Source organism: Streptomyces flaveolus, assembly GCF_044765825.1.
GTDB lineage: Bacteria > Actinomycetota > Actinomycetes > Streptomycetales > Streptomycetaceae > Streptomyces > Streptomyces flaveolus.
The window spans coordinates 315,306-341,215 of record NZ_JBIWKU010000004.1 but is presented as its reverse complement, the minus strand read 5'-3'; the positions used below and the strand labels follow the sequence as shown (position 1 = coordinate 341,215).

The following is a 25,910-nucleotide window of genomic DNA, read 5'->3' as shown; positions in this document are numbered from 1 at the left end:
CGCCGCCCGTCAGGCGCCCTTGCGCGCCACTCCGCCGTAGATGCCGATCCGCGGCGCGTCGGGACGCCGTAGCTCCTCGGGCCGCCAGTCGGTGACCCGGACCAGCCCCGGCTCGACCATCGCGAAGTCGCCGAACAGGTCCAGGACCGCCGCGTGCGAACGCAGGTTGAGGGACGCGGTGGCGTCGTCGTAGACGGCCGCCGCGTCCTCGCGCCGGTCCTCGTGGACGTCACCCGTCGCGTGCGACAGGACGAGGTAGGAGCCGTGCGGCAGCGCGTCGCGCAGCGTGGCGACGATGCCCGCCGGGTCCTCCGCGTCGGCGACGAAGTGCACGACGGCCACCAGCAGCAGCGCCACCGGCCGGTCGAAGTCGATGACCGCGCGCACCTCGGGGCGGTCGAGGATCGCCCGGGGGTCGCGCAGGTCGGCCAGGACGACGGCGGTGCCCGGGTCGTCCGACAGGGCCCTCGAGTGGGCGGCGACGATCGGGTCGTTGTCGACGTACGCGACCCGGGTCTCCGGGGCGACCGAACGCGCGATCTGGTGCACGTTGGGCTCGGTGGGCAGACCCGTGCCCACGTCGAGTATCTGGCGGACACCGCCCTCGGCCACCACGTGCCGCACCGCGCGGTGCATGAAGTGCCGGTTGGCGAGGACGCCCTCGCGCACCTCGGGCGCCGCCTTCATGAACTGCTCGGCGGCCCTCTGGTCGACCTCGTAGTTGTCCTTCCCGCCGAGGAAGTAGTCGTACATGCGGGCGGGGTGCGGCCTGCTCGTGTCGATCAGATCGGGATGGGCGGCGCTCTCGCCACTGCTCAGGGAGGTCATGCGGCCTGACTCCGTCCTCAACTCGCGTGCCACACACGGCACATGCCTGGTGAACACCTGCGTGCGTGCCTGTCGAGACGTCATCTTGGCACGAGAACGGGCCGGGGCGGGCCCCGGCCGTTCCGGACCTGTCGGCGACCACCGACAACACCCGGTGCCCTGCGCCGGATCCGGATAGGGTGACGCTCCGAAGGTGCCGTGCCGCGTACGGAGGAGTGTCCTGTGACCGCCGGTGTACCCAGACCCGTCATCGACACGAGCAAGCCACACCCGGCGCGCGTCTACGACTGGCTGCTGGGCGGCAAGGACAACTACCCCGTCGACCAGCAGGTCGGCGAGACCCTCCCGGCGGAGGCACGGGGCAACGCGGCCCGCAACCGCGCGTTCATGCACCGCGCGGCGGCCTGGCTGGCGAAGAACGGCGCCGGCCAGTTCCTGGACATCGGCAGCGGAATCCCCACCGAACCCAACCTCCACCAGATCGTGCAGGGGATCAGGCCGGACGCCCGGATCGTCTACGCGGACAACGACCCGATCGTCCTCAGACACGCGGAAGCGCTGCTGACCAGCACCCCGGAGGGCGCCACGCACTTCCTCCACGCGGACGTGAGGCAACCCGAAACGATCGTCGAACGAGCGCGTGAGGTACTGGACTTCGACCGTCCGATCGCCCTCTCCCTGATCGCGCTCCTGCACTTCCTGCCCGACGACGAGGACCCGTACGGCGTCGTGAGCACCCTCGTGGAGGCCCTCCCCTCCGGCAGCTACCTGCTCCTCTCGCACGGCACCGCCGACCAGCACCCGGAGCTGAAGCAGGAGACCGAGGCGGCGTACAAGAAGGGCGCCATCCCGCTGCGGATGCGCACCCGGAGCGAGGTCGAACCCTTCTTCGCCGGGCTGGAACTCGTCGCCCCCGGCCTGGTGTCCGCCACCGAGTGGTACCGGGAGGAACCGGCACCGGTCCAGGAACGCAGCGGCTTCTACGTGGGCGTGGCGCGGGTCCCCTGACCGGCGCGAGCCGTACGAGGGGGCGGGCCCACGCCCACCGGGCCACCTTGACGTGAGCCGGAACCCGCCGATACTTGTGCGCAGCATGGGTCGGTCGGTTTCCGTGGTCGGCGCGAGGCGGGACAGATGAAGAAGAGACTGTGTGCCACTGCTGCCGCTCTCGGCGTCCTGACCGCCCTGACCGCACTCCCACCGGCCGCCGAGGCATCCCCGCACCCTCGCGGATATCCACCGCCGGCCCGGCAGGTACTTCCGCTGGGACCCGCCGGCCTCCCCGAGACCCGCACCACGACCACCCTCCAGCCGGGCGTCACCCTCACCCGCATCGTGCGCGGTGACGACGACCCGTTCCTGCACTGGACGGTCGAGGTCTCCATCCCCGGCGGAGAAACCTCCCCGGACCCCGACGCGCCGCCGACCGCCCTGAAGGACAAGGCGAGCGCCGACGAACTGGCCGCGGCACTCACCCGGAACGGCTTCCCGGCCCGCGTCGAGCAGGTGACGACGGCGAGGACGGCCGACTACACAGGCGGCACCCTCGGCTGGCGCGTCCGCGTCGGAACGTTCACCTCACAGTCCGCCGCGACGACCGAACGCACCCGCCTGAGGGCCGCCGGATACACCGGATCCGCCGTCTTCACCGGCTGGGACGGCGAGGCCACGGACCGCGGCCCCTGGCACATCGACGTGCTCACCATCGACCCGCACACCTTCCGCGGCGGCCTCGAGGCCTCCTACGGACCCGACCTGGAGAACCGCGAGACCACCAGCGCGCTGTCGAACGCGGCCGGCGCGACGGCGGCCGTCAACGCCGGCTTCTTCGTCCTCGACCCGAAAGCGGGCGCGCCCGGCGACCCCGCCGGAGTGGGCGTCTACGACGGACGCCTGCTCAGCGAACCGGTGAGCGGCCGCCCCGGCCTGGTCCTCCACGACAACGGCAGACGTACGGAGGTCGCCCGCTACACGTGGCAGGGACGGATCACGGCCCGCGGCACCACGCTCACCCTGAACGGCGTCAACCGCGTACCGGGCCTGATCAGAAACTGCGGCGGCAGCGAGGGCGACCAGCCGACGTCCCTCCCGCTGCACGACGTGACCTGCACCAACGCGAACGAACTCGTCGCCTTCACCGCCGAGTACGGCCGGCAGACCCCGTCCGGCGAGGGCCTGGAGGCGGTCCTGGACGCGCACGACCGGGTCGTCGAGCTGCGCTCACCGCGCGGGGGACCGCTCCCGACGGGCGGCAGCTCGCTCCAGGCGACGGGTGACCGGGTAGCGGAACTGACGGCCCTGGCCCAGCCGGGTGCCCGCCTGACCCGGACGACGACCCTGCTGGACGACCGGGGCAAGCGCGTCTCCCCGGCCCCCGGCACCGACATCGTCAACGCCGGCCCCGAACTGGTCCGCGACGGACGGCTCCACGTCACACCGGCCACCGACGGAATGGTGCACCCGGGCGACCCGAGCTGGTACTACGGCTGGGTGCACAAGCGCAACCCGCGCACCCTGGCCGGAGTGGACGCGGCCGGCCGCACCGTACTGATCACGTCCGACGGACGCAGCACGGAAGCGCTCGGCCTGAGCATCGTGGAGAGCGCCGAGGTCGCCAAGTCCCTAGGACTGCGCGACGCGGTCAACCTGGACGGCGGCGGCTCGACGACGATGGTGACCGACGGCAAGGTCATCAACGCCCCGTCCGACGCGACCGGCGAACGCCCGGTCGGCGACGCGCTGATGATCCTGCCCCGCAAGCACTGAACCAGCCCGGTTGCACTGTTTTCACGAACCGCACAGCAGGGAGCCGCCGTGACCACGACCACCGCCCCGACTCTCCGATCCCGCGTCCTGCTCGTCCTCACCGCCGTGCTCGCCATGTTGCTCCCGACGGCACCGGCACTGGCGGCGTCCCGTGCCCCCTCCCCACACGGTGCGGAGGTCGTCGCGGTCACCCAGGTCGCGGACCGGCAGGTCGACCTGTCGGTACGCTCCACCGCCCTGGGCGGCCGGACGGTCAAGGTCCGCCTCCTGACCCCCGACGGCTGGAACCCGGACGCCGGACGCCGACAGCACTGGCCGACCCTGTGGCTCCTCCACGGCTGCTGCGGCGACTACACGTCGTGGACCCGGATGACCGACGTCGCGGAGACCGCCGAACTCCGCGACGTCCTCGTCGTGATGCCGGAGGCCGGCTGGAACGGCTGGTACAGCGACTGGTGGAACCACGGCCAGGGCGGCGACCCCGCGTGGGAGACCTTCCACACGGTGGAACTGCGCCACCTCCTGGAGCACGACTGGGGCGCCGGCACCGACCGCGTCGTGGCCGGCCTGTCGATGGGCGGCCAGGGAGCCCTCCTCTACGCCGCCCGCCACCCCGGCATGTTCAAGGCGACGGCCGCGTACTCCGGCTCCGCCCACCCGCTCCTCAACACCGAGTCGATCGACCGCATCATGGGCTTCTTCGCCGGCCAGGGCAACGACCCGTTGCGCGTCTGGGGCGACCCGGTCGCACAACGCGGCATCTGGGAGGCCCACGACCCGTACTACCTGGCGAAACGGCTCCGCTCCATCCCGGTGTACCTGTCCTGCGGCGACGGCACGACGGGCCCCCTGGACGCCCCGGGCGCGACGAGCGCCCTGGAGGCGGACTTCAACCGCCAGAACCAGGCCCTGGCGGGGGAGCTGCGGAGGGTGGGAGCGCGGCACCTGACGACCAACTTCTACGGGCCGGGGACCCACGGGTGGGCGTATTGGGAGCGGGAGCTGCACGCGTCGCTGCCGATGCTGCTGAGCGCCTTGGGCCTCCAAGGCGCTCGCAGGTAGCCGTCCTGTCCCTCCGCGCCGCAGTGGATGATTGCCCCGAACAGATCATCCACTGCCGGCTTGTCCGGGCCCTACGCCGAAGCGGGCAATGCCGGAAACACGATCACCGATCCGTCCTCGTCGCGGGCGATCTCGATCGCCACGTCTGTCGCGCGATTGTCGACCACGACTCCATCGCCCAGCTGACGAATCCGGTGTGCAGCGCGCATCAGACGGTCGACCTCCGCGGTCGTGAAGACGGGCCGTCGCGATCCGCTGGGCCGGGCCAGTTCCAGCGACGACAGGCGGACCAAGACATTGGCGATGCTCGACTCGAGTTCGTCGAGACGCTCCTGATCGCTCTTGAGTGCGCGGGTGAAGTTCTCGAACAGGTTGCCGGGGTCGGTCTGGGCGTGCTCAACGGCCTGCAGGACGACGACCCGCCGCTTCAACGCAATCGCCAGGGTCGCGAGTTCGAGGTGGGCACGGAAGACGCCGCCATGGTCGTCGATGCCGGGGAACGACTTGGTCAGCGTGCCGAGATCGACGGCTTGGCCCTCCGGCAGCTTGTCGAGTGCGCTCTGCCACTTGGCAAGGCGGCGATCGACGGCGCCCAGCGCCGAGTTGATGGCGTGCACTGCCGAGTCCAGACCCAGCGAGACACCGGGCTTGCCCTGGTCGAGGAGAATCGCTGTGGCCTTGTTGATGGCGTCGCGGCAGCCGTCGAGTGCGCTCTGCTCTTGTTCGAGCTCCTTCTCCTGCAGTTGCTCCAGCAGTTCTGTGATGTGCTCGATCGCCTGCTGACGCTTGCCGTCGGCATGCGCGCTCACTCCCACCGCTACGGCCATGAGGACGAGCGGCGCTGCCACGGTGAGCACCGCACTGCCGCCGACCGCCACGCCGGCCGTCGCACCGGCTCCGCCGACCGCGCCCGCCGTTGCCGCTTGACCGACCGGCACGAACTTCGCGGCGCCCGCGATCTTCCCCGATGTGTCGACAAGCGCACCGCGGAGGCAACCAGCCGCCCCCTTCGCCGCCATTGGGCGAATGATGCCCTGACCGAACTGGGCGGCGACCTTCGCCGGAATCACCATGCGATACAGGCCTTCGCCGACAGCCGTCGCCGCCGACGCTGACGCTGACGCGGAGGAACTTCGCGCTGATTGCGTGATGAGCTGCGACAGGTGCTGGGCCAACGGACTCGCAGCGTCGAGCGGGATGCCGCGGTCGCGGTCGATTCGGTCGGGCAGCGGATGCGCTTCGAGAGTGGCGATCGGGCCTTCGGCCAAGCTGGCCAGCACACTGCGCAGTTCAGCCAGGCGCCCAGACGTCATCGGCTCGTCTCCAGCCAATGCGGGCACCCGGACATCACCGGTTGCCAGCGTCCACACCGGAACGGTTCCCTTGCGATCGTCAGTCATCGTCTCCCCTTTTTCTCCAGCGACAGCCTACGGTCGGCTTCCGACAGGAATGGCATGAACCTCGTGGATGCTCGCTAGGTGCTGGGCGTCGGCTGCCCTGCCATGGCCCTCACGTTCTCCAGCAGCGCGTGCAGCAGCTTCGGTTCACCGCCGGCTGTGCGTGCGGCCTCGGCGTACGTCGGTCCGTGCTTGCCGTCTACGTAACCATCGCCCTGCGCGATCAGCTCCTGGCGGCGGGCGTTCCAAGCGGGCCATTCGTCTTTGAGGTAGGTGTCGAGGTCGTCCTCGAAGAGGGTGTGGGTCGCCTCGCTCACGCTCGCGGGGCTGGCTTCGGCGGTGATCCCCAGATAGCCGAGGATCTTCGTGTTCTTCGCGACGGACTCCCGGATGCTCGCTGCCTTCTTCTCGGTGTCCGCGTCGGCTACCTTCCTCGGCCCCGTGTCCGCGTCGAAGACGAGGTGGCAGGCTACGCCGAACCCGGTGAGGATGGCGTGGCAGAGGATCATGTTGCCCTTGCCCTCGGCGTTCACCACGCAGATGCCTTCCGCGCCGAGGCTGAAACCCTGACGCTCGGCGAAGGCCAGGAGGACGCTCTCGTCCGTGGCGCCCTCGACCAGGACGGCGACATCGGCGAACAGTGCCTCGGCAAGCTCCTTGACGTACCTCGTGGCCCCTCGCCGTGCGATGGACTTCACCGGCACGTGGCCGTCGAGGGACTGCCGCAGCTCCGTTTCGGTGAGAGCGCGCAGGCACACTTCCGGATGCTCGCCGCCGCCGACCCGGTACAGCCTGCGGACCTGCTGGTAGTCGCTCGGGTCGACGAACACCGGGCTGTGTGTCGCGTACATCACCTGGGTCTGGTCCTCGGCCGACGCGACCAGGCTGCGCAGCACCTGCGCGAAAACCCGCGTCTGCGCCGGGTGCTGGAACAGTTCGGGCTCCTCGATCGCCAGGCACAGGGAGCGCGTGCCGTTCTCGGGGCGGCGGCACTCCGAGAGGTACCTGAGCGCCGCGATGATCAGCGCGCGCTGGAATCCGTGCCCCTGGCGGCGCACCGGTGTCAGAGCCGCCCCGTCACGGATGCTGACCGCGAACGCGGTCCTGGCCCGCTTGGGTACCTGGGCCGTCGGGGTGACGACGACGGCCCGGCCGGTGGTGAAACGGCCGACCTCTGTGGACAGGGCACCGGACAGCCTCGCGAGCACCGGCTCGTAGATCTCCTTGTGGACCTTCTCGCGGGCTGCCTGGGCGTCCTCGTCGATGGCCGTGAACTGGGCTTCCGCCTCCGAGCGGTCGACCGCGTGCTCGAGGATCCGCCCTACCACGGACGCCTTGTTGTCGTCGGTCTCCTCGTAGGCCCGCAGATCGGCCGAGATGAAGACGAAGTCGATCAGCTTGCCGAGCAGTCCCTGGCCGGCGAAGCCGAAGAAGTGCGTGCCCTCCACCTCGGCCTCGGCGAGCCGGTCCCGGTTCTTCGCCTCCCAGGAACGCATCTCCGCTTCGGCGGCGTCCCAACTGCGGACGGCGGGCAGGCCGAGTGCCGGGTCCTGCTCGCGTAAGGTCTTGTACGCGGCCGTCTTCTCCCGGCTGCCGGCACCCTCCCGGATCCGCTCGAAGGGCGGGTAAGCCAGGGCCTTGCCCGTGATCCGGTCCTCTCCATTCTCCCAGGTGCGCCAGATGCTCAGGGTTTCCAGTCCGTCGGGTGCGTAGTGACCGAGGGCGGCCCGGTCCGAAGCGGTGAGGCCGTCGAACTCGACCTCCACGCGGATCCGTTTGGTCTCCGCCGCCGAGTGGACGTCCTCCTGGCTGAGGGTCCCGCCCTTCTCCCCGTTAAAGAACCAGTCGAGGGCACGCAGGACGGTGGATTTGCCGACGCCCGTCGGGCCGATGAGCGAGGTGATGGAGTCGAAGGAGACGCCGAGGCTGCGCAGGCAGCAGAAGTTCTCGACGTGAACACGCTTGATCTTCATGGTTTTCCCGAGGTGTGGCGGTGCGGCACGCCCGGGACGGCGAGGCGTCCAACAGGTCGTGAAATCAAGACATTTCGCATCTGCCCAGGCGTGAGGGACAGCTGCTTCCGGTGGCGCCTCCCCGGCACCACCGGAAGCATGGGAACTCAACCATGTTGGTGAAAGCGCTGCCAATCGAACATTGTATGTGTGTGGAGATTCCAGACCTGTCGTGGGTGTGAGCAGCCGCGCACTGGCGAGTGTGCAGTGCTGGGGGGATCAGGCTGTGGTGACGCCGACCTCGGGCAGGAAGGTGCTCGGTTGGCCCGACCAGGACACGGAGAGACTGTCCCGTGCGCGCGTGCAGGCGACGAACAGCAGGCAGCGTTCGGACAGCATGTCCGCCTCGTGCTGCTTGGTATCCACCTCAGGAGGAGTCACGGCCTTCGGGAACGGCAGCGCCTCATCATTGACGCCGATGACCGCGACGCAGCGGAACTCCAGGCCCTTGAACGAGTGCATGGTGCCGACCCGTACGCTCGTCATCTCACCCGAGGCGGCTTCGGCGGAGCGCAGCGTCACCGCGGGTACTCCGGCGTCCTTCAGACGCGCGATCGCTTTCGCGCACGTCTTGTTGAACCGGGCGCTGACCCCGATCTCCCCGGCGCCGACGCCCGCGTCCAGCCACGCCCGCACCTGGGTGACCAGCGCGTCTAGTTCCGCCTCTTCGGACTTCGCCGCGTGCACGGCGGGTCCGTCGCCGTGGAGGGCGGAACGGTAGCCGAGCAGGGTCTCGTTGCGGTTCTCGTCCTCCAGTTGGGCGATCGGGCGGCCGATGAGCAGCGCCGTGGACCAGCGCAGGATCTCTTGCGTGCTGCGGTAGTTCTTGCGCAGCTTCACCGACCGTCCGGCCACCTTGATGCCGAGCGACTTCAGCGACACCTTCGAGTCGTAGATGCGCTGGTGCGGATCACCCGCGATGAACAGGTCGTCCGGGCGGGCGGGGACGGCCGCGCGCAGCAGACGCCACTGTGCCGGGTGCAGGTCCTGCGCCTCGTCCACCACGACGTGCCGGTACCGCGGCCCCGTCTCCTCCAGCAGCCGGGCCGCCTCCGCGCACGTCTGCAGCCAGGTGCGGCACCCGTCCGCCGCGAGGTCGGCCGTGAAGCGCTCCACCGTCTCCCACACCAGCGGCCGCTCCGCCGCGGTCAGCCGGCTGCCGCGGCCCCGCCGGTCCGCCGCCTCGTACTCGACCAGGGTGCTGATGCCCTGCGCCAGGACGACGTGCCGGTATTCCTGCGCGAGGAACTGCGCGCTGCCGGTGAACCCGGTCGCCTTGGCGGCCTTGCCCCAGCGGCTTACCTCCTCGTTGCTCATCAGCGGCCGCAGCGGCACCGCGCCCGGCGCCTCCGCGACGACGCGGCTGGCGAATCCGTCCACCGTCGAGATGTCCACCCGTTCGCGCAGCCCGGGATCGTCCACCAGGGACTCCAGGCCTGAGCGGAGCGCGTTGACGAGTGCGTTGGTGTACGTCGTCAGCAGGATGCGGTCACCGTCGCGCAGGTGCCCGAGCAGGTGCTTGACCCGGTGCAGCGCGACGACCGTCTTGCCCGTGCCCGGCCCGCCGGTGACCTGGGCCGGCCCCGAGTACGAGGCCCGGTAGGCCACCTTCCGCTGCGACGGGTGCAGGAAGACCCGCCAGGCCGCGAAGGGCTTCTCCAGGATGTCCCGCATCTCCTCGGGGGCCGACACCAGCGCGATGCGCGCCAGGGTGTGCTGGATCGCGGTCTCGTAGTCCCGCGGGTCCACCGGCTGCGTGGACGCCTGCAGCGCCGGCGCCACGATGTCCCGCCAGACCTCCTCCACTGTGCATCCCGCGGCGAGGTACTGCAGCACCTCCCGCTGGTCCTGCGGCAGCAGCGGCGCGAAGATGTCCAGCTGCTCCTGGTCTACCAGCGACCGCGCCTGCCGCAGCGTCTCGTCGTCGATGCCGAGCGCCTTCAGGTCCCCGTCGGAGAACTTCGCGAACAGCCGCGGCTTCGGCGACGCCTCGGCCACCCGCTCATAGGCCGGTGTGATCTCCTCCAGGGTCGCCGCGTCCCGGATCTCGACGGCCCGCGTCACCTCGTTGATGCTGGCCTTCTGCTTCATCGCCCAGGAGATGGCCTTGTCGTGCGGCATCACTCGCAGCAGGACGAAGGTGTCCCCGGAGGGCGGCGCGAGCACCACACCGCGCCAGAACTGGTCGATGCGGATCGTCCGGATCTGCTTGTCCTTCGCCTTCACCAGGCTCTCCAGCTTCAGACCCTGATCCTTGAAGAGCTGGTCCAGGGTGAGCCGGTCGAACTTCTCCCAGGCCTCGAGGACGCCCTTCCTGACGGGGGGCTGGAGCTTGGGGAGTTCGGCGAAGAAACCGATGTCGAAGGCGAGCTGCGGCATTACTTTATTTTCTCTCAGATGCGTTTCAACAGAATCCAATTGCTAATCAGTCGTGCCTGTTCTGTTCGTATGTCAGGCACGGTTGGACTCGTCGTCGGTTGACTCCTCGAGTTCATCCAGAGCACGCCACGCGAGATCCGCGAGGGTTTCGCCTGTCGCGATTGCCCACCTGGCCGTTCCTTGATTGGCCACGGGGCGCTTCTCCCACTCCGCGAGTTCCCACATTCGGGTGATCAGCCCGGAAGGAGAGTACTGCTTGCCGTCGGCTGCCCAGAGAAGCGGCTTGGTTCGGTGGTTGACCCAAGTTGCCCGCGAACGTCGCTCGTCCTCGGTGAGCCAGTCTCGCAGCGCCTCCTCCTCCAAGGGATACCCGGCTTTGAGGGTCAATGGGTCCCCATTGTCGAGAACCTGCTTGTCGACGAGCACGGAGACCGCATTGGGGCGGCGGCGCTTGCGTTGTGCCTGGGCCCGACGGTACTTGTCCGGTGTCTTGGCACTCTCGCCGTTAGCGATGATGTCAAGGACGTGTTCAGTGAGCTCACGACACCGCACGACATCAGAGCACACGGCGCGGATCTGTGAACGCTCCTTGAAGAGCTCGTCGATGGATGCGGCCACGATGGGTAGCAGCTGCTTGACGAGGGGGCCGGTCTTCGTCGTGGCCTCCTTGGACCACTCCAGTCCGGGGTCCGGCTCATCAATGGCTTCGGTGTCCAGTAGCCGGAAGACGAGGTGGGCGATCAAGAAGACCCCGTGCTCGGTCAGCGCCGCACCACGCCCTTCGTAGCGGCTACGCAGTCCATAGAGAGTGCGGCGGACCTCGCGCAGAACTTGTACGGCGTTCCACAGGAGGTACGCGCCTGGCTGCGGTCTGAAGAGCAGGTCGTAGATGCCTTGTGCCCCTTTCTCCCACAGTACGTCGAGTGAAACCCCCATGCGGGCCGCGTACTGGCTGTCCTTGTGGGCACACGCGAGTGCGCAGGCGGCCTCGACCACGGAGCAGCCGGTTTCTTCGGGTGGCTCCAGTTCGCTGCGTCGCACGCTGTAGTCCAGGCCGAGTTCGGCCCGCATTTCCTCAAGGATGGCCGCCTGAACAGGATCGAGGGCAATGAAGTCACGTGCGCCAACGCTGTTCTGGCGGTTTGTGGCTTTTGTCGTTGCCCTCGCGAAATCTTTGGCAGCGCCTGTCACGATGATGCGTACGCCGATTTGTGCCTGTGCCGCAGCATCCTCGTCGGAGGACAGTGCCTCAGCTACTGACCGGACGGTCTGTGCGCCGTTCACGACACTGGCGTTGTGCAGAGTGAGGGTGAGCGGGTAGTGCTGCGGAGCACGCCTGTTCTGCTGGGCTTTCTCGACCGAGTCGCACAGCACGGTGATGCCGTTGTTGAAGTACCAGAAGTGGGACGGCTCGTCGTTCAGTGTCTCGATGAGTGCGTTGTTGATCGGAGTCCGCCCGAGTGGGTTGCGGATGTTCAAGTTGAACAGATCGGAACCGCTTGCGGCCCACTCAGCGACCTCTTCTGCCATGACGACGCCCTGGTAAGACTCGTAAGGAGAGCTAATCGCAAACCAGGGGAAGAGCGTGGCGGTGAGTTGGACCGGCTGCGGGGTGAGGTCCTTCCGGACTGAGGTCCACACTTCGGGCGCCAGAATGATCCGGTGGTCGAGGATGTCGCCGTAGCGGTTGAACTCTTTCTCGCCGTTGGCCAGAGCGTCTTGGAAGCCGACACCAGGAGAGTCCGGGCGCATCAAGACGATGACCTGGGTCACGGGTACGGGCCCTCGATCCATGACCGTTTTGGCGTGCTCAGCCAGCTGGCGCCCCCGTGGATTGAATGGGGCGAACTCCTCATCGTCGATGAGACGCAGGCCGGCGAAAAGCTCCAGTACTGCCTTGCGGTCAGCTGCGGCCCGCCCTTCAGGGCTCCATTTTCCTTGCACCAGGTATACGTGCGGCTGAGGGCCGTCCACTACAGCGATGGCGTCAATACCCTGGTCCGCGTGCCCGTCGATGACGCTCCGGGCTGCCTCCTGCGGGCTGAACCCAGTAACCATGCGTACAGCCTGGGCAGTCAGCGCTCGCGACAGCAGTCGCGGCTCCTGCTCACGGGCAGGCATGCCCTCCAAATCGCTGACGTCCAGCAGACTGCCGTACACCGTCTTCAGGGCCCCGCCGACCTGGCGTACCTGCGTGGCCACGCTGGGAGCGCCGTCCTCAACTTGCACCGCACTCATGATTTGATTCCCTCCCACTCGCGAGGCGCAGCATGGGACATGCGTCGACGCTGCTTCCGCCAACTTGATCATTCCATCATGTCGCGAACGCCTCGCTGCATTATGCGGTTCTAGTTGCGTCGCAGAGTCTGGTCAGGAGACAGACCGTCGAGATCCAGACGGATCACCGCCAGGGTCTCGGCCACCTCGGCGGTCAGCTCGTCGTCCGGGCCGAACACCACGCACAGGTCCGCGTGCAGCGGCTCCAGGACGTCGAAGGCCTCCGCCGCCCGCTGTTGCGCGAGGAGCAGCATGCCGATGTCGCGGCGCAGCTCCACCGCGTTCTCGCTCACGTCGCCGTCCACGGCCCGCACCGCGCCGAGCACGCCGTTCAGCCTGGCCAGCGCCTCGGTCACCTGGCCGAGTTCACCACGGCAGCGCGCCGCCTGGGCCCTGCTGTCCAACGCCTCCTCGCTGCTCGGGCCGCCCACACGGGCGTAGGCGTCGGCCAGCGCCTCGAACTCGGGCAGCGCGGCCCGGTGGTCACCGGCCAGCTGACGGCTGACCGCCCGGCGCATGCGCAGTCCGAGCACCGCTTTGCTCTCCGACCCGAGGGCACGCGCGGCGGGCTCGATCATCTCACCCACCACCTCGGCGGCCTGGGCGTACCGCTCCTCCTCCAACAAGGCGCGGTAGTGCGCGTGGACGTCGAGGATCTGCTCCCGCAGCGCCTCCCGCTCGGCCGCGGGGAGGACGGGCGGCGCGCCCGGGCCGACGGCGGGCGCGGCGGACCGCGCGCCGGTGCGCGAGCGGGGCGCGTAGGGCCGGCGGAAGATGCCCGTCGGGTCCGGTGCCCCGACGGGCCCCGCCTCCTGCGGCGCGGAATCCTCGCCCGGCGCCGGCAGGAAGGGCCGCAGCCGCTCGTACACCTCCTGCACGTCCGCCGGGCGTGCCTCGGGTGCCTTGCGGAGCAGGTGCAGGACGAGTTCCTCCAGGGCCGCCGGTACGTCGCCGCGCAGCCGCCGCAGTGGGGTCGGGGCCGCGTTGACGTGCTGCGTCATCAGCTGCCACTCGCTGTCCCCGCTGAACAGCGTCCGTCCGCTGAGCAGTTCGTGCAGCACACAGCCCAGCGCGTACAGGTCGGTGCGCGGCGTGACCCGCGCACCGCGCACCTGCTCCGGCGCCATGTACTGGTGCGTCCCGATCGGACTGCCCGTCGCGGTCAGCTTGGTGACGTCCGTCCGCAGGATCGCCGCGATACCGAAGTCCAGCACCTTCACCGTGCCGTCCCGGGCGACGAGGATGTTGCCGGGCTTCAGGTCACGGTGCACCACCGGCACGTCGTGCGCGTACGACAGCACCGTCGCCACCTGCGCGGCCACGGCCACCGCCCAGCTGACGGGGAGCGGACGGTCCGGGTGCACGTACGCGGTCAGCGGCACGCCGTCGACCAGTTCCATCACCAGGAACAGCTGCTCGTACGACGCGTCCAGCACCGCGTCGTACACCTGCGGCACGCCCGGGTGCTGGATCCGCGCGGTGACCCGTGCCTCGCGCCGGAACCGCTTCTCGAACTCCTCCGCCAGATGCGGCGAGGTGACGGCCTGCGGGCGGATCAGCTTAACGGCGACCGGGCGGTCCAGCACGGTGTCGTAGCCGCGCCATACGTCCCCCATGCCGCCGTGGTCGAATCGCTCCAGCAGTTCGTAGCGTTCCGCGATCCGTCGTACGTCCGGCACCTGGTCCCCGCTCCCGCCCCGTCGAGTGTCCGAAGGGATCAGTCTCCCGGGCGCGCTGCTCGGGCGTCCAGCCAGGTCGCGGAGCAGGTGTGGGATCAGGACAGGCCGGGAGCGGCGCACTCCGCCCAGACGGTCTTGCCGGGCCCGCCCGTGGAACGGGGTGAGCACCCCCAGCGGTCGGCCAGCGCCTCGACGAGAAGCAGTCCGCGCCCGCCGTCGCCGTCCTCCGGCACGGCGGCGGGGAGGCGGGGGAGGCGTTCGCCCCGGGTGTCGGTGACCTCGATGCGTACGGTGCCGGTCGCCGGGTCGGCGATGAGGAGCACGTGGAAGTCACGGCCGGCGACGTGCCCGTGCCGCACGGCGTTGGCGCACAGCTCCGACGCGATCAGCGTGACGGTGTCGTGCGCGTCGCTGCCGTACGGGATTCCCCAGGCGTCGAGCCGGTGCGCGCACAGGCGCCGGGCCAGACGGGCGCCACGCGGGGTGGAACTGAAGCACATGGCGAACCTGTGCACCGTCACGGGTGGTTGTGTTGCGGTCATGCACTCACGGTGGCGGTCCGTGGCCTAGCGTGACCAGTGGTGACGCGCTGACGTCGGTTCTCCGTACGGAGCGGGCGCGGGCGCTGTACGCGGTGGTACGCGGCGAGAGGAGGCAGGGCGGTGACCGTGAGGGACGAGGAGCCGGCGGCGCAGCGGCAGCAGCGACCGGAGGACGAGCAGGGGACAGGCGTGGTGACCGCGTTCGGGCGGCAGTTGAAACTGCTGCGGACGCGGGCGGGGCTGGAGCGGGCCGAGTTCGGCAAGAGGCTCGGGTACTCGGCGGACACGGTGGCGTCGATCGAGCAGGGACGGCGAATCCCGCAGGCCCGGTTCATCGAGAAGGCGGACGAGGTGCTGGGGGCGGGTGGGGTTCTCACGGCGCTGAAGGAGGAGGTGGGACGGGCTCAATACCCGGCGTTCTTCCGGGACATGGCCCGGCTGGAGGCGAGGGCCACGGCCTTGAACGTGTATGCGGTGTACGCGGTGCCGGGACTGCTGCAGACGGAGGACTACGCCCGGGCAGTCTTCCACATGCAGCGGCCACTGCTGGAGGACGACGTGATCGAGCAGCGACTTGAGGCGCGCATGGTGCGGCAGGAGATGGTCTGTCGGCGTCCCGCGCCCTTGATGAGCTTCGTGATCGAGGAAGCGGTGCTACGCAGGCCGATCGGCGGCCCGAAAGTCATGCGGGAGGCGTTGGAGCAGATCCTTGTCACGGGCCAGTCCCGAAACGTCGAGGTACAGGTCATGCCGATCGACCGGGAGGACAACGCAGCGTTGGGCGGCCCCTTCTCGTTGATCGACACTGACAATGGACAGCGCCTTGCTTACGCGGAAGTACAGGATCACAGCCGCCTCTACACCGACGCCGCGTACGTCCGCACGCTTGAAGCGCGCTATGGCATCCTCCGATCACAGGCGCTGACACCGAGCGAGTCAGTGACGTTCATCGAGCAACTGATGGGAGACACATGAGCGTGCAGCACAGCAAGGCGGCTGTGCCCGAGGCCGCTTGGACCAAGAGCAGCTACAGCACGGGCAACGGTGGTGAATGCGTTGAGGTCGCCGCAGTCTCCGGATCCATTCTCGTCAGGGACTCGAAGCGGCCCTCGGTAGCCAGGATCGCCTTCGGCCTCGAAGCGTGGGCCGGCTTCCTGCGGATGACCGCAGAGCACTGAATCGATGGAATGCCCTGGGCCCGATACGAACGCCGTACCGGGCCCAAGGTACGTCAGATGTCGTCCAACCCCTCCTCCCGGCGGATCATCCGCCAGGCCGCGCGGCGGGCGCTGCGGTCGAGGTTGGACTTGAAGTCCCGGTCGGTGCCGAAGTACCGCTTGCCGAGCGTGTCGATCGTGGAGACATGATCCATCATGTTCTCCTCGAACTTCTTGTCGAAGACGATGCCGAAGTTCTCCTCGTCGTTGACGACGGCGGCGGCCCGGACCTTCGGGTCGTCCTTCGTGGCGTTGAAGGCCGGAAGGACGTCCTCCTCGGTGAACTCCGTGCCGAACTTGGCGTTGAACTTCTCGATCAGCTCGGACAGCAGTGACTTCTCGGCGTCCGTGGCACCGCCGACCCCGTCGCCGAAGCCCTTGAGCTCTGCGGGGCCCTCGGGGCTGAGGGACACGTCGTGCTCGCCGGTCTTCTCGACGCGCAGGTGGCTGAGGTCGACCTCGCCTATGTCGACTCCGCCGTCCGCGAGCCGGGGGAGCCGGTTGAGCAGGTACCGCCCGTACAGGTACAGGCGCTCCAACTCGGCGTCGCGGTACGGCACGATCTGCGCGAGGAAGCCGTACTTGCGGACGTAGTCGTTGAGGTTGGCGCGGAACTCCTCGGCCGTCTCGACGTCGTCCTCCTCCTCGCTCTCCAGGAGGCTGGTGAAGCGGGTGACGGCGGGGGAGAGGAGCCGGTACAGCTCGGCGTGCAGCTTCTCCCACTTGGACTGCGAACCGCCCGCCTTCTCCTGCGCCTCGAAGTACGCGGCGACGAACTCGTCCATGTCCTGCTCCGAGATGATCGGCGCAAACATGACGCGGCTCTGAGCCGTATAGAGGAGGTTCGGGTCGGAGGGCAGGGTGTGCGCCTCCTCGAAGTACGGGCGGAACGCGTCCTGGATGTCCTCTGCCTCGTTGACGAAGTCCAGGACGGCGAGGTCGGCCTGGGTCTTGCGCTCGGCGGTGCGGTTGAGGCGGGAGAGGGTCTGCACGGCGGCGATGCCGGTCAGCGTCTTGTTCACGTACATCGTGGTCAGGAGGGGCTGGTCGAAGCCGGTCTGGTACTTCTCGGCGACAACCAGGATCCGGTACTCCTGCTGTCCCTTGCCGCCGGCCTTCACGGCCTTGTCGTCGGCGCGGGTGTAGGCGAACGCCTTGGGCAACGTGCTCTCGGAGAGGCCGCGGTTTTCCTTGACCTCGGTGGTCTCCTCGCCGTCGATGGTGAGGGAGCCGGAGATCGCGACGAGGACACCGAGGTCCGGGTACTTGGTGTCGTACTCGCGGTCGGCGATGTAGCTCCGGATGGCGCGGGCCATCTGCACGGCGGAGTGGCGGGACGCCGTGACCACCATGGCCTTGGCCCGGCCACCGAGCCGACCGCGGGTGTGGGCGACGAAGTGCTCGACGATCACTTGGGCGTGCTGGGACACGGTGTGCTCGTGCATGAGCGCGAACCGGGCGAGCAGGCTGTTCGCCTTGGAGGGGGCGACCTCCTTCTCGTCGTGGTTGAGGTTCGCGAGCTTCCAGTAGGTGTTGTAGGTGACGTAGTTGCGCAGCGGGTCGAGGATGAAGCCTTCCTCGATGGCCTGGCGCATGGAGTAGGTGTGGAAGGGGCGGTAGACGGCCTTGCCGTTCTCCACGCCTTCCGTGCCGAAGAGTTCGAGGGTCTTGGACTTGGGCGTGGCGGTGAAGGCGAAGTAGGAGAGGTTGGCGGCGTGCGAGCGCTCGACCGCCTTCGCCTTCAGCTTGTCGTCCACGGTGACCGTGGTCGCGCCCTCGTCGTCCGAGTCGGCGTCCAGGCCGAGGTCGCGCAGGGCGGACTTCACGGCGGTGGCGGCGTCGCCGGACTGGGAGGAGTGCGCCTCGTCGACGATGATCGCGAAGCGGGTGCCCTTGATCTCGGTGGGGTTGTCCTTGATGTAGTTCAGCAGCGCCGGGAACGAGTGCAGGGTGACGGTGACGATCTTGCCGGTGTCCCGGGAGAGGGCGCGGGCGAGCTGCTCGCTCTTCGCGCCGTGCTTCTCGTCCACCTTCACGACCAGGCCGTCGGTCTGGCTGAAGCTGCCGACGGTCTCCCGGAGCTGGGCGTCCAGGTTGCGGCGGTCCGTGATGACGATGACCTTGTCGAAGACGGGCTCGCCGGGCTTGATGCGGCCCTCGGCCAGGGCGTCGGGCCGGAGAACGGCCGGGTCCCTGCGCGCGTGCAGATCGCTGAGACGGTGGGCCAGCCAGCCGATGGTGTTCGACTTGCCGGACCCGGCGGAGGCCATGACCAGGTAGTTCTGGCCGGCGCCGTGGACGGAGGCGTGCGCGGTGAGCTTCCGGACCACGTCCCACTGGTGGAAGCGGGGGAAGATCGTCTTCTTGGTGACGCCGCCGCCGGGCGTCTTCTCCTTCTGCTGGTGTACGAAGCGCTGGAGGAGGTCCAGCCAGTTGTCCCGCTGCCAGACCTCTTCCCAGAGGTAGGAGGTGGCGTACTTGCCGTGGGCGGTGGGCGCCGGGTTGCCGGCGCCGCCGGGCTGGCCGGGACCGTTCGAGCCAGTGTTGAAGGGCAGGAACTGGGTGCTCTTGCCGCGCAGCTGCGTAGTGACGAAGACCAGGTCCGGGTCCACGGCGAAGTTCGCGATGACGCGCCGCGTGAAGATCAGCTCGGTCGGGTCGCGGTCCGTCCGGTACTGCTCCTTGGCCTGCTCGACGCCCTGGCCGGTGAGCGGGTTCTTCAGCTCGGTGGTGGCGACGGGGATGCCGTTGAGGAACAGGGCGAGGTCGAGGCGGTGGCCCCAGTCGGCCTGCTTGGTGGCGTAGGGCAGCTCGCGGACGACGGTGAGGCGGTTAGCGCGGTAGCCGTCGAGGACGGAGTCGGCGGAGATGAGGTTGGGCCTGAAGTAGGCGACGCGGAGCCGGACTCCGCGGTCCTTCACGCCGTTGCGGAGGACGTGGAGCAGGCCGTCGTCAGCGATGGCCCGGTCGAGGCGCTGCGCGAAACCGCGCTGGGCCTCGTTGGGGTTGCCGCCGTAGACGGTGAGGAGTTCATTCCACTCGTTGGGCTGGGTGGCGCCGATGAAGGTGAACAGCTCATTGGTGTCCAGACCGAGGTCGGGCTGGTAGTCCTCGGGGTGTGCCTCACGCCAGCCTCGCTCGCAGAGGGCGGCGACTATGGCGGAACCGAAGGAGGACTCGTCGTACGCGGGGCTCATGCGGAGACTCCTTCCGTGACGTTGCGCCCGCTCGCGGTGGAGACGTCGAACTGGCCGGTCACAGCGGCGGTGATGAGGGCTTGGCGGCGTTCAAGCAAGGTGTCGAGTTGACGGATCAGGAGGTTGTCGAGGTGACGCCCCGCCTCGTTGGTCTCGTCCATCCGCTTTGCGATTTCATGCTGTTCCGTAGGCGGTGGGCATGGGATTGACAGCTGAAGCAGAGTCCCTATGTTTACCCGGGTGAAGGTGCTACCAACTTGAAGGCTCTGCAATTCTGCCAAAGCTGCGGTGTTGAGCACGTAGCTCAAAAATAGCTGATTCTGATCCGAACTCGTGATCCGGCATACATCTTGCCCCATTGTGAAAGGCGCTTCTGTGTCTACGTACGCGGCTGTGCCAACCGAGGCGTTCCGGCTGTAGACAATGTCTCCGCGTCGGGGTCGCCTCAGATCATCGGCCAAGTCGCGAAAGTCCTGCTCGCCGACGAAGCGATGCGCGCGTGACAGGTCCAGACGCCCCGGAGACACATCTCCTGGGCTCACGACCGGGTAGCCGTTGTCAATGTATTCCGGGGTTCGATGTTTACAGTCAATAATCTGCCAGCGTCGCTTGAGTGGCAGCACGGCCCAGCCATCGGGCACAGTGCGGATCCAAGGGTTTCCTGACGGTCTAGATGGAAGATCTGCCCCTGTCGCCAGATCTTCGATGGCACGCCGACTGCGTTCGCTCAAGAGAGAACGCTGCTGTCTCCTCAACATCATGAGTTTGTCGATGCGGGCGGTCTCAACGTTGAGGAAGTCGGCGATGCGGCGCTGCTCTTCAAGAGGCGGAAGAGGGATCCTGAGGGACTCGAGATCTGGCATGTAGATCGTTAGGTGCGTTGAACCGTAGGCCAGCTTGTCCCACTCTTGCTTCATGGCCCGGAGCACAAGGAGCAAGTATCGCGGATCCAGCCGTGGGCCAGCGGTCCACGTCACAAAAGCCTGCGTGGTGGCCATTGGACGGCCGATGCGAACGCTGTAGCCAATGGAAGCGGTCCGCGAGAGCATCACAGTGTCAGCAGGGTGCAGCACCGCAGCGCTATTGGCCATGCCGAGTTCGCTGATCTTCTGCTCCGTCTCCATGAGAGGAGCCAGAGTGTCCCCCCGCTGGCTAACGTCGGGAGTGGTTACCCATGGGACAGTGCAGTTCCGCCAGTACTCGAGCTTATTGCGGTCGGGGGTGTGCCCAGTGCCCATTCTGGCAACGAAATTAAGTGGCACAATTTGCCAGTGGCTAGGAATGGTTCGGGCCCAACCCAGCGACGTGTGCTGCATTGTTCGCTTCATGCCGTGACCTCCCCCAACAGCCCCTGAATATCCGTCTCCAGCGCCTTCAACTCCGCGTCGATCTCCGCCAACGGCCGCGGCGGCTCGTACACATAGAAGTGTCGAGTGAACGGAATCTCGTACCCAATCTTCGTCTTGCTGTGGTCGATCCACGCATCTGGCACATGCGGGTGGACCTCCCGCGCCAGGTACTCCTCGACGTCCTCGCCCAGCGGAACGTTTTCGTAGTCCCGGAGCTCTGTATCTGGCTCAGGACGCCCCTTGACGAGCTGCACCTCGCCCTCCGGCTCCCGCACCCCGATGACCTCGCGCAGTGCCTTGTTGAACGGTGCCCCCGTGGGCCACGTCCCGCCAGCCTGCACCACCGCGTCCCTCAGGGCGAGCCAGGCCTCCTGCTTCGTGCTCCAGCTCTTGCCCGTCAGGGACTTGAAGGCGTCGGCCAGAGCCGGAGCCTGCGGCAGCTTCTGGATCACCTTCGACGCTTCCAGCGCTGCCAGCGTCTCCTCCGTCACCTCGAACCGCAGCTTCAGCTGGCGTTCCACTGTGATCCGCTGGTAGCCGAAGTCCTCGTTGCGGAAGACCTTGACCTTGCCGTGCAGCGGATGCTCCGCATCGCCCGCCACGGCCAGCGCCTCGCCGTACAGCTTGACCACCGTCGCGATGTGCTCCGCGCTCAGCTGCTTGCGCTTGTCGCCCAGCGACTTCCGCATCTTCTGCCACTGGTCGCGGGCGTCCAGCAGCACGACCTTGCCCTTGTGGTCCGGGCTCTTGCGGTTGGTCAGGATCCAGAAGTACGTCGAGATGCCGGTGTTGTAGAAGAGCTGGTCCGGCAGGGCGACGATGCCCTCCAGCCAGTCGTTCTCCAGGATCCAGCGGCGGATCTCCGACTCGCCCGAGCCGGCCGCGCCCGTGAACAGCGGCGAGCCGTTGAAGACGATCGCGATGCGCGAACCGCCTCCGCCGTTCACGTCCACCGGCTTCATCTTGTCGATCATGTGCTGGAGGAACAGCAGCGAACCGTCGTTGATGCGCGGCAGCCCCGCCCCGAAGCGGCCGGCCTCACCGAGCGCCTTGTGCTCGTGCTCGACCTCGTCCTTGACCTTCTTCCATTCCACGCCGAACGGCGGGTTGGCCAGCATGTAGTCGAAGGTCTTGCGGGCGTGGCCGTCGTCGGAGAAGGAGTTGCCGAAGGCGATGTTCTCCGGGTCCTGACCCTTGATCATGAGGTCGGACCGGCAGATCGCCCACGACTCGGGGTTCAGCTCCTGCCCGTACACCTCCACCGTGGCGTCACGGTTCAACTCCGTGATCAGGTCGTCCATCGCGGAGAGCATGCCGCCCGTGCCGCAGGCCGGGTCGAGTACCGTGCGCACCGCGCCCGGAAGCTGGAGCGCGTCGCCGTCCGGGGCGACCAGCAGCCGCACCATGAGCTGGATGACCTCACGCGGCGTGAAGTGCTCACCGGCCGTCTCGTTCGACTGCTCCGAGAAGCGGCGGATCAGTTCCTCGAAGATGTAGCCCATGTTGTGGTTGGGCACGATCTCGGGGTGCAGGTCCAGGTCCGTGAACCTGCCCATCACCTTGTAGAGCAGGTCGGCGTCGTCGAGCTTCTTGATCTGCTGGGCGAAGTCGAAGCGCTCCAGCACTCCGCGCGCATTGTCGGAGAAGGCACCCATGTACACGTGGAGGTTCTTCGCCGCGTTCTGCGGGTCCGCGGCGATCTTCTTCAGAGTCAGGCGCGACCGGTTGTAGAAGGAGTGCCCCGAGGCCCGGCGCAGGAAGCGGTCCGGGTCGATGCCGCTGTCCTTGTGCTGCTCCGCGATCTCCGCGACCTTCTCGCGGGTCGGCTCCAGCACGCACTCCAGTCGCCGCAGCACTGTGAACGGCAGGATGACCTTGCCGTAGTCGGACTGCTTGTAGTCCCCCCGCAGGAGGTCGGCGACGGACCACGCGTGGTTCGCCAACTCCGTGTGCTTACTGCTGTTCAACTGGATCCCCAGATTCCTTCCGAAATGTCCCAACCCCACCGCCCGAGCCGAGCCGCGATGAGCGGCCGACCGGGACGGTCCGACAAGTGTGGTCTATGCGTGAAGGCCTGCGTGCCGAATGGGACGAATCGCCACCCCGGCCGCCTGCCTCCGGCCGTGCGCCTCAGCCGTCTCCCGGCGACGGCAGCAACTGCCCGCCCGTGAGACCGCCCGCCAGCAGCCGTGCCGTCTCCTCCGCGAGCCGCGTCGCCCGCCGCGCCTCCGCCCGGAGTTCGTGCACGTGCCGGAACGCCTCCCCGTACCGTCGCTGCTCCTCCAGCGGCAGCAGCGGTACGCGCAGCCGGCCCGGGTTGACGCTGAGGACCGTGCTGCCGGTCGACGCGCCCGCGATGTTCTCCTCCGCGCCCAGGAACCCGGCGAGGAACCAGGCGTCCAGGCGGGCCGGGTCCGAGCGGAAGAGGTGGACCTGCGGGCTGGGCAGCGCGCCGGCGTCCTGCTCGCCCGCGACCCGGGCCATGGGGCCCTCCGCGCTCGCGACCGCCCGTACGAGGACGTCCCCGACGGCGATCACGGGTGACGTGTCGTCGTACGGCCCCGTCGGCTCTCCCGTGGGACCCGACCCGGTCACGATGTCCGTGCCGGTGAGCACCGCCCGCGTCTCCGGTCTCCCCCTCTCACCGCTCGCGGCGTGTGCCCGCGTGCGTACGCTGTCCGGCATCGAGCGGAGCAGGGTGAGTGCCCCGCCCCGCGAGAGGTCGGAGGCCGTCGCCGTCCGCCACTCGCGCGCACTGGCGTCCGCGGCGCTCCAGCCCTCGCGACCGGCCGCCCGCGCGAGGGACTTCGCGGCCTTCACGAGGTCCTGGCGTGCGGCGTCGACCTCGGCCGACAGCTTCGCCGGGTCGACCTCCGCTCGTGACGCCCGTACGAGCCGTGCCGGGGTCAGGTCCACCACGTCGTCCAACAGGTCCACCACGCCGACCGCGTGCGCGACGCCCGGCTCGCCCTCGAAAGCGTCCGGGGCCGTGGCGAACGCCTCCCATGCCTCCAACGCCCGTGCCGTGACCCCCGCCCAGTCCACGGAGGCCGACCGACTCGCGCCCCGCGTCCGCGCGGCCAGCGCCGTCCCGCCTCGCCCGGCCGCCGTCACCGCCGGCGTTTCCGCCGCCGTGTCCACGAACAGCACGGATTTGCGCTCCGGGCCGCCCGGCTCGGGCCGCTGCAGCACCCACACCTGAAGTCCGATGTGCAGCGGCACCGACGCGCCGACCGGCAGCGCGATCACCGCGCGCAGCGCGCCGCTGCGTACCAGTTCCGCCCGTACCCGGCGCCCCGACGCGCGGCCGGCCGTGGCGGGCGGCAGGAGCAGGGCCGCGTAGCCGCCGGGGGAGAGGTGGGCGAGCGCGTGCTGCACCCACGCCAGCTCCGACTCGGCGCGGGCCGGTACGCCGTACGCCCAGCGCGGGTCGTACGCCAGCTCGTTGTGGCCCCAGTCGCGAACTCCGTACGGCGGGGTGCACAGCACGGCGTCCGCGACGAGGTCGGGGAAGGCGTCCGCGCGGAGACTGTCGCCGGCGCGCACGGTGACCGTGGCCCCGGGGGCGGTCAGCGTCAGGCTCACGGCGCTGCGCCGGGCCTGTACAGGAAGCGAGTCCTGGCCGTACAGCTCCCGGGCGCCCCGGCGGGCGGCGGCCGCCAGCAGGGTGCCGCTGCCGCAGGCCGGGTCGAGGACGCGGTCCGCGGTGCCGGGGATCAGGCCGGCGAGCAGATCCGCGAGGGGCTCGGGGGTCCGGTACGCGCCGGACGCGGCGCTGTCCTCCAGCTCCCGCTCCGCCAGCACGCCCAGCGCGGCCTGGCCGCCCTCGTCGCGTACACACGCGTACAGCGCGCGCAGCACCGCCGCGTCGTCCGCCTCGAAACGCACGGGGTCCGCGCCCTGTACGGCCTCGGCCACCGACGCCGCGTCGTCCTGTGCGCGGGCGGCGATGTCCGCGTCCGGCAGCCGGGTGGTGGCCGTCAGCTCCTCCGGTGAGCGGCTCGCCGCCGCGAGGACGAGGAGCAGCAGGTCCGACGTGCCGCCGCCGCTCTGCGCGTGCAGGCGCAGGACCGTGCGGAGCTCCTCCGACGGGCTGGCCGCCGAGGCGTGGCCGCGCGAGGCGAGCCAGGCGCGCACGGACTCCAGGTCGTACAGCGGACTGCTCTCCGTGCCGCCCGAGGGCGCGGGGAAGTCCTCGTGCCGACGGCGCCAGTTGCTGACCGTGGCACGCGTGACCCCCGCGATGCGGGAGATCTCGGCGGCGGTCACCTGGGCTGATGACTGGGGCATGGCAGGGAGTCCTGGCCTCTCGATAGCGAACAGTCAACAACCTACAGCACCCGTCAAGTCTGTCAACGCGATTGACGACGCTTTCGCGTCTGTGGTTCTCTGTGCTTGCTTCCGCATGGAAGCCCGCTCACCGTAACCCCGGGGGCTTCCATGCGCCTGACCACGCCGACCACCGCCGTCGAAGGCACGCAGCCCACCGTCCTGGCCGCAGAGCCCGCCCCGCCGCGTCCATCCACACGAAACGGAGCCACCTCATGTCCGATCAGCAGCCCACCCCGGCGCCCGGCCTCGACAAGGGACCGGCCGTGCCACCGGCTTCCCACGCGCACAGTGACGGTCAGGGACCCTTCCCGCCGGTGCCGCCGGACAGCCGGGCCGGGCGCCCCGACCCGCGCCGCAGGACATGGCTGAAGTACGGTGCCGTCGCCCTCGTCTCCCTGTTCGTCGGAGTCGGCATCGGCTCCGGCGGCGACACGAACGGCGACGGCAAGAAGACCGCCGACGCCAAGGCCGCCCCCCGCCCCACGGTCACTGTCACCGAGACGGCACCGGCCGCCGAGGCCGCACCCGCGCCCACGGTGACGGAGACCGTGCCCGAGACGGTGACGGCCGAGCCGGAAGAGACCGAGGAGGCGGGCCCGGCGACCAGCTTCTCCGGGGACGGCGAGTACCTCGTCGGCGAGGACATCAAGGCCGGCACCTACAAGACGGCCGGACCCGAGGACGAGTGGGGCTGCTACTGGGAGCGGGCCAAGGACGCCAGCGGCGAGTTCGGCTCGATCATCGCCAACAACAACCTGGAGGGCACCGGCCGGGTGACCCTCAACAAGGGCGAGTACTTCAAGACCAACCGGTGCCAGGAGTGGAAGCGGGAGGGGTAAGGCGGGTGTCCGGGCTCAGCTCAGGGGCAACCGG

General features: G+C 68.8%; 17 protein-coding genes and 1 pseudogene. 6 read left to right on the top strand and 12 right to left on the bottom strand.

Annotated elements, in window-relative coordinates; translation table 11 throughout:
- Positions 1 to 9: 9 nt before the first annotated feature.
- A complete protein-coding gene (locus tag ACIRG6_RS14740; RefSeq protein WP_364677099.1) occupies positions 10 to 828 on the bottom strand; it encodes an SAM-dependent methyltransferase in 819 nt (272 codons plus the stop codon).
- Between the two features lie 222 nt (positions 829 to 1,050).
- On the opposite strand from ACIRG6_RS14740, the gene ACIRG6_RS14735 reads away from it, so the two are divergent.
- From ACIRG6_RS14735 to ACIRG6_RS14725, 3 genes are all read left to right on the top strand, one after another.
- The gene (locus tag ACIRG6_RS14735) at positions 1,051 to 1,836 is read left to right on the top strand and encodes an SAM-dependent methyltransferase (protein ID WP_403322813.1); all 786 of its coding nucleotides are present in this window, start codon (positions 1,051 to 1,053) and stop codon (positions 1,834 to 1,836) included.
- Between the two features lie 126 nt (positions 1,837 to 1,962).
- Entirely contained in the window at positions 1,963 to 3,594 is a 1,632-nt protein-coding gene (locus tag ACIRG6_RS14730) for a phosphodiester glycosidase family protein (protein ID WP_403322812.1), read from the top strand.
- Between the two features lie 114 nt (positions 3,595 to 3,708).
- Positions 3,709 to 4,656, top strand: a complete 948-nt coding sequence (locus ACIRG6_RS14725) for an alpha/beta hydrolase (protein WP_403323135.1) — start codon at positions 3,709 to 3,711, stop codon at positions 4,654 to 4,656.
- A 71-nt stretch (positions 4,657 to 4,727) separates the two neighbouring features.
- Here ACIRG6_RS14725 and ACIRG6_RS14720 read toward each other — a convergent pair whose 3' ends face one another.
- The 6 genes from ACIRG6_RS14720 to ACIRG6_RS14695 form a co-directional block, all read right to left on the bottom strand.
- Positions 4,728 to 6,056 carry a hypothetical protein gene (locus ACIRG6_RS14720; protein WP_403322810.1) on the bottom strand — a complete coding sequence of 443 codons (1,329 nt, stop codon included), beginning with the start codon at positions 6,054 to 6,056 and terminating at the stop codon, positions 4,728 to 4,730.
- A 74-nt stretch (positions 6,057 to 6,130) separates the two neighbouring features.
- Positions 6,131 to 8,026 (bottom strand): ATP-dependent nuclease, encoded by a 1,896-nt coding sequence (locus ACIRG6_RS14715; protein WP_403322808.1) that lies wholly within the window; start codon positions 8,024 to 8,026, stop codon positions 6,131 to 6,133.
- 258 nt (positions 8,027 to 8,284) lie between these two features.
- The gene (locus tag ACIRG6_RS14710; protein ID WP_403322805.1) at positions 8,285 to 10,444 is read right to left on the bottom strand and encodes a UvrD-helicase domain-containing protein; all 2,160 of its coding nucleotides are present in this window, start codon (positions 10,442 to 10,444) and stop codon (positions 8,285 to 8,287) included.
- Between the two features lie 72 nt (positions 10,445 to 10,516).
- The gene (locus ACIRG6_RS14705; protein WP_403322803.1) at positions 10,517 to 12,682 is read right to left on the bottom strand and encodes an AIPR family protein; all 2,166 of its coding nucleotides are present in this window, start codon (positions 12,680 to 12,682) and stop codon (positions 10,517 to 10,519) included.
- 110 nt (positions 12,683 to 12,792) lie between these two features.
- Complete coding sequence (locus tag ACIRG6_RS14700) at positions 12,793 to 14,337, bottom strand: serine/threonine-protein kinase (RefSeq protein WP_403323133.1); 1,545 nt, start codon at positions 14,335 to 14,337, stop codon at positions 12,793 to 12,795.
- Between the two features lie 158 nt (positions 14,338 to 14,495).
- Positions 14,496 to 14,942: an ATP-binding protein gene (locus ACIRG6_RS14695; RefSeq protein WP_403322801.1), complete on the bottom strand. Its 447-nt coding sequence runs from the start codon at positions 14,940 to 14,942 to the stop codon at positions 14,496 to 14,498.
- A gap of 120 nt (positions 14,943 to 15,062) precedes the next feature.
- Here ACIRG6_RS14695 and ACIRG6_RS14690 point away from each other — a divergent pair, with 120 nt between their 5' ends.
- Together ACIRG6_RS14690 and ACIRG6_RS14685 are read left to right on the top strand one after the other, a co-directional pair.
- The gene (locus tag ACIRG6_RS14690; RefSeq protein WP_403322800.1) at positions 15,063 to 15,917 is read left to right on the top strand and encodes a helix-turn-helix domain-containing protein; all 855 of its coding nucleotides are present in this window, start codon (positions 15,063 to 15,065) and stop codon (positions 15,915 to 15,917) included.
- A complete protein-coding gene (locus ACIRG6_RS14685) occupies positions 15,914 to 16,120 on the top strand; it encodes a DUF397 domain-containing protein (RefSeq protein WP_403322798.1) in 207 nt (68 codons plus the stop codon). Before ACIRG6_RS14690 ends, ACIRG6_RS14685 begins: the two co-directional genes overlap by 4 nt.
- Before the next feature lie 53 nt (positions 16,121 to 16,173).
- Here the strand turns inward: ACIRG6_RS14685 and ACIRG6_RS14680 are convergent, their stop codons facing one another.
- The 5 genes and pseudogenes from ACIRG6_RS14680 to ACIRG6_RS14660 form a co-directional block, all read right to left on the bottom strand.
- On the bottom strand, positions 16,174 to 19,356 hold the full coding sequence (locus ACIRG6_RS14680) for a type I restriction endonuclease subunit R (RefSeq protein ID WP_403322796.1): 3,183 nt from the start codon (positions 19,354 to 19,356) through the stop codon (positions 16,174 to 16,176).
- The gene (locus ACIRG6_RS14675) at positions 19,353 to 20,480 is read right to left on the bottom strand and encodes a restriction endonuclease subunit S (protein ID WP_403323130.1); all 1,128 of its coding nucleotides are present in this window, start codon (positions 20,478 to 20,480) and stop codon (positions 19,353 to 19,355) included. The genes ACIRG6_RS14680 and ACIRG6_RS14675 overlap by 4 nt, the downstream gene beginning before the upstream one ends.
- Positions 20,481 to 20,516: 36 nt before the next feature.
- A pseudogene (locus ACIRG6_RS14670) lies at positions 20,517 to 20,672 on the bottom strand (hypothetical protein); the annotation flags it as partial.
- 8 nt (positions 20,673 to 20,680) lie between these two features.
- The gene (locus tag ACIRG6_RS14665) at positions 20,681 to 22,672 is read right to left on the bottom strand and encodes a type I restriction-modification system subunit M (protein ID WP_403322793.1); all 1,992 of its coding nucleotides are present in this window, start codon (positions 22,670 to 22,672) and stop codon (positions 20,681 to 20,683) included.
- A 163-nt stretch (positions 22,673 to 22,835) separates the two neighbouring features.
- Positions 22,836 to 24,995, bottom strand: coding sequence for an N-6 DNA methylase (locus ACIRG6_RS14660; RefSeq protein ID WP_403322790.1), 2,160 nt, complete (start codon positions 24,993 to 24,995; stop codon positions 22,836 to 22,838).
- A gap of 254 nt (positions 24,996 to 25,249) precedes the next feature.
- Here ACIRG6_RS14660 and ACIRG6_RS14655 point away from each other — a divergent pair, with 254 nt between their 5' ends.
- Positions 25,250 to 25,876 (top strand): hypothetical protein, encoded by a 627-nt coding sequence (locus tag ACIRG6_RS14655; protein ID WP_403322789.1) that lies wholly within the window; start codon positions 25,250 to 25,252, stop codon positions 25,874 to 25,876.
- The last annotated feature ends 34 nt before the right edge of the window (positions 25,877 to 25,910 follow it).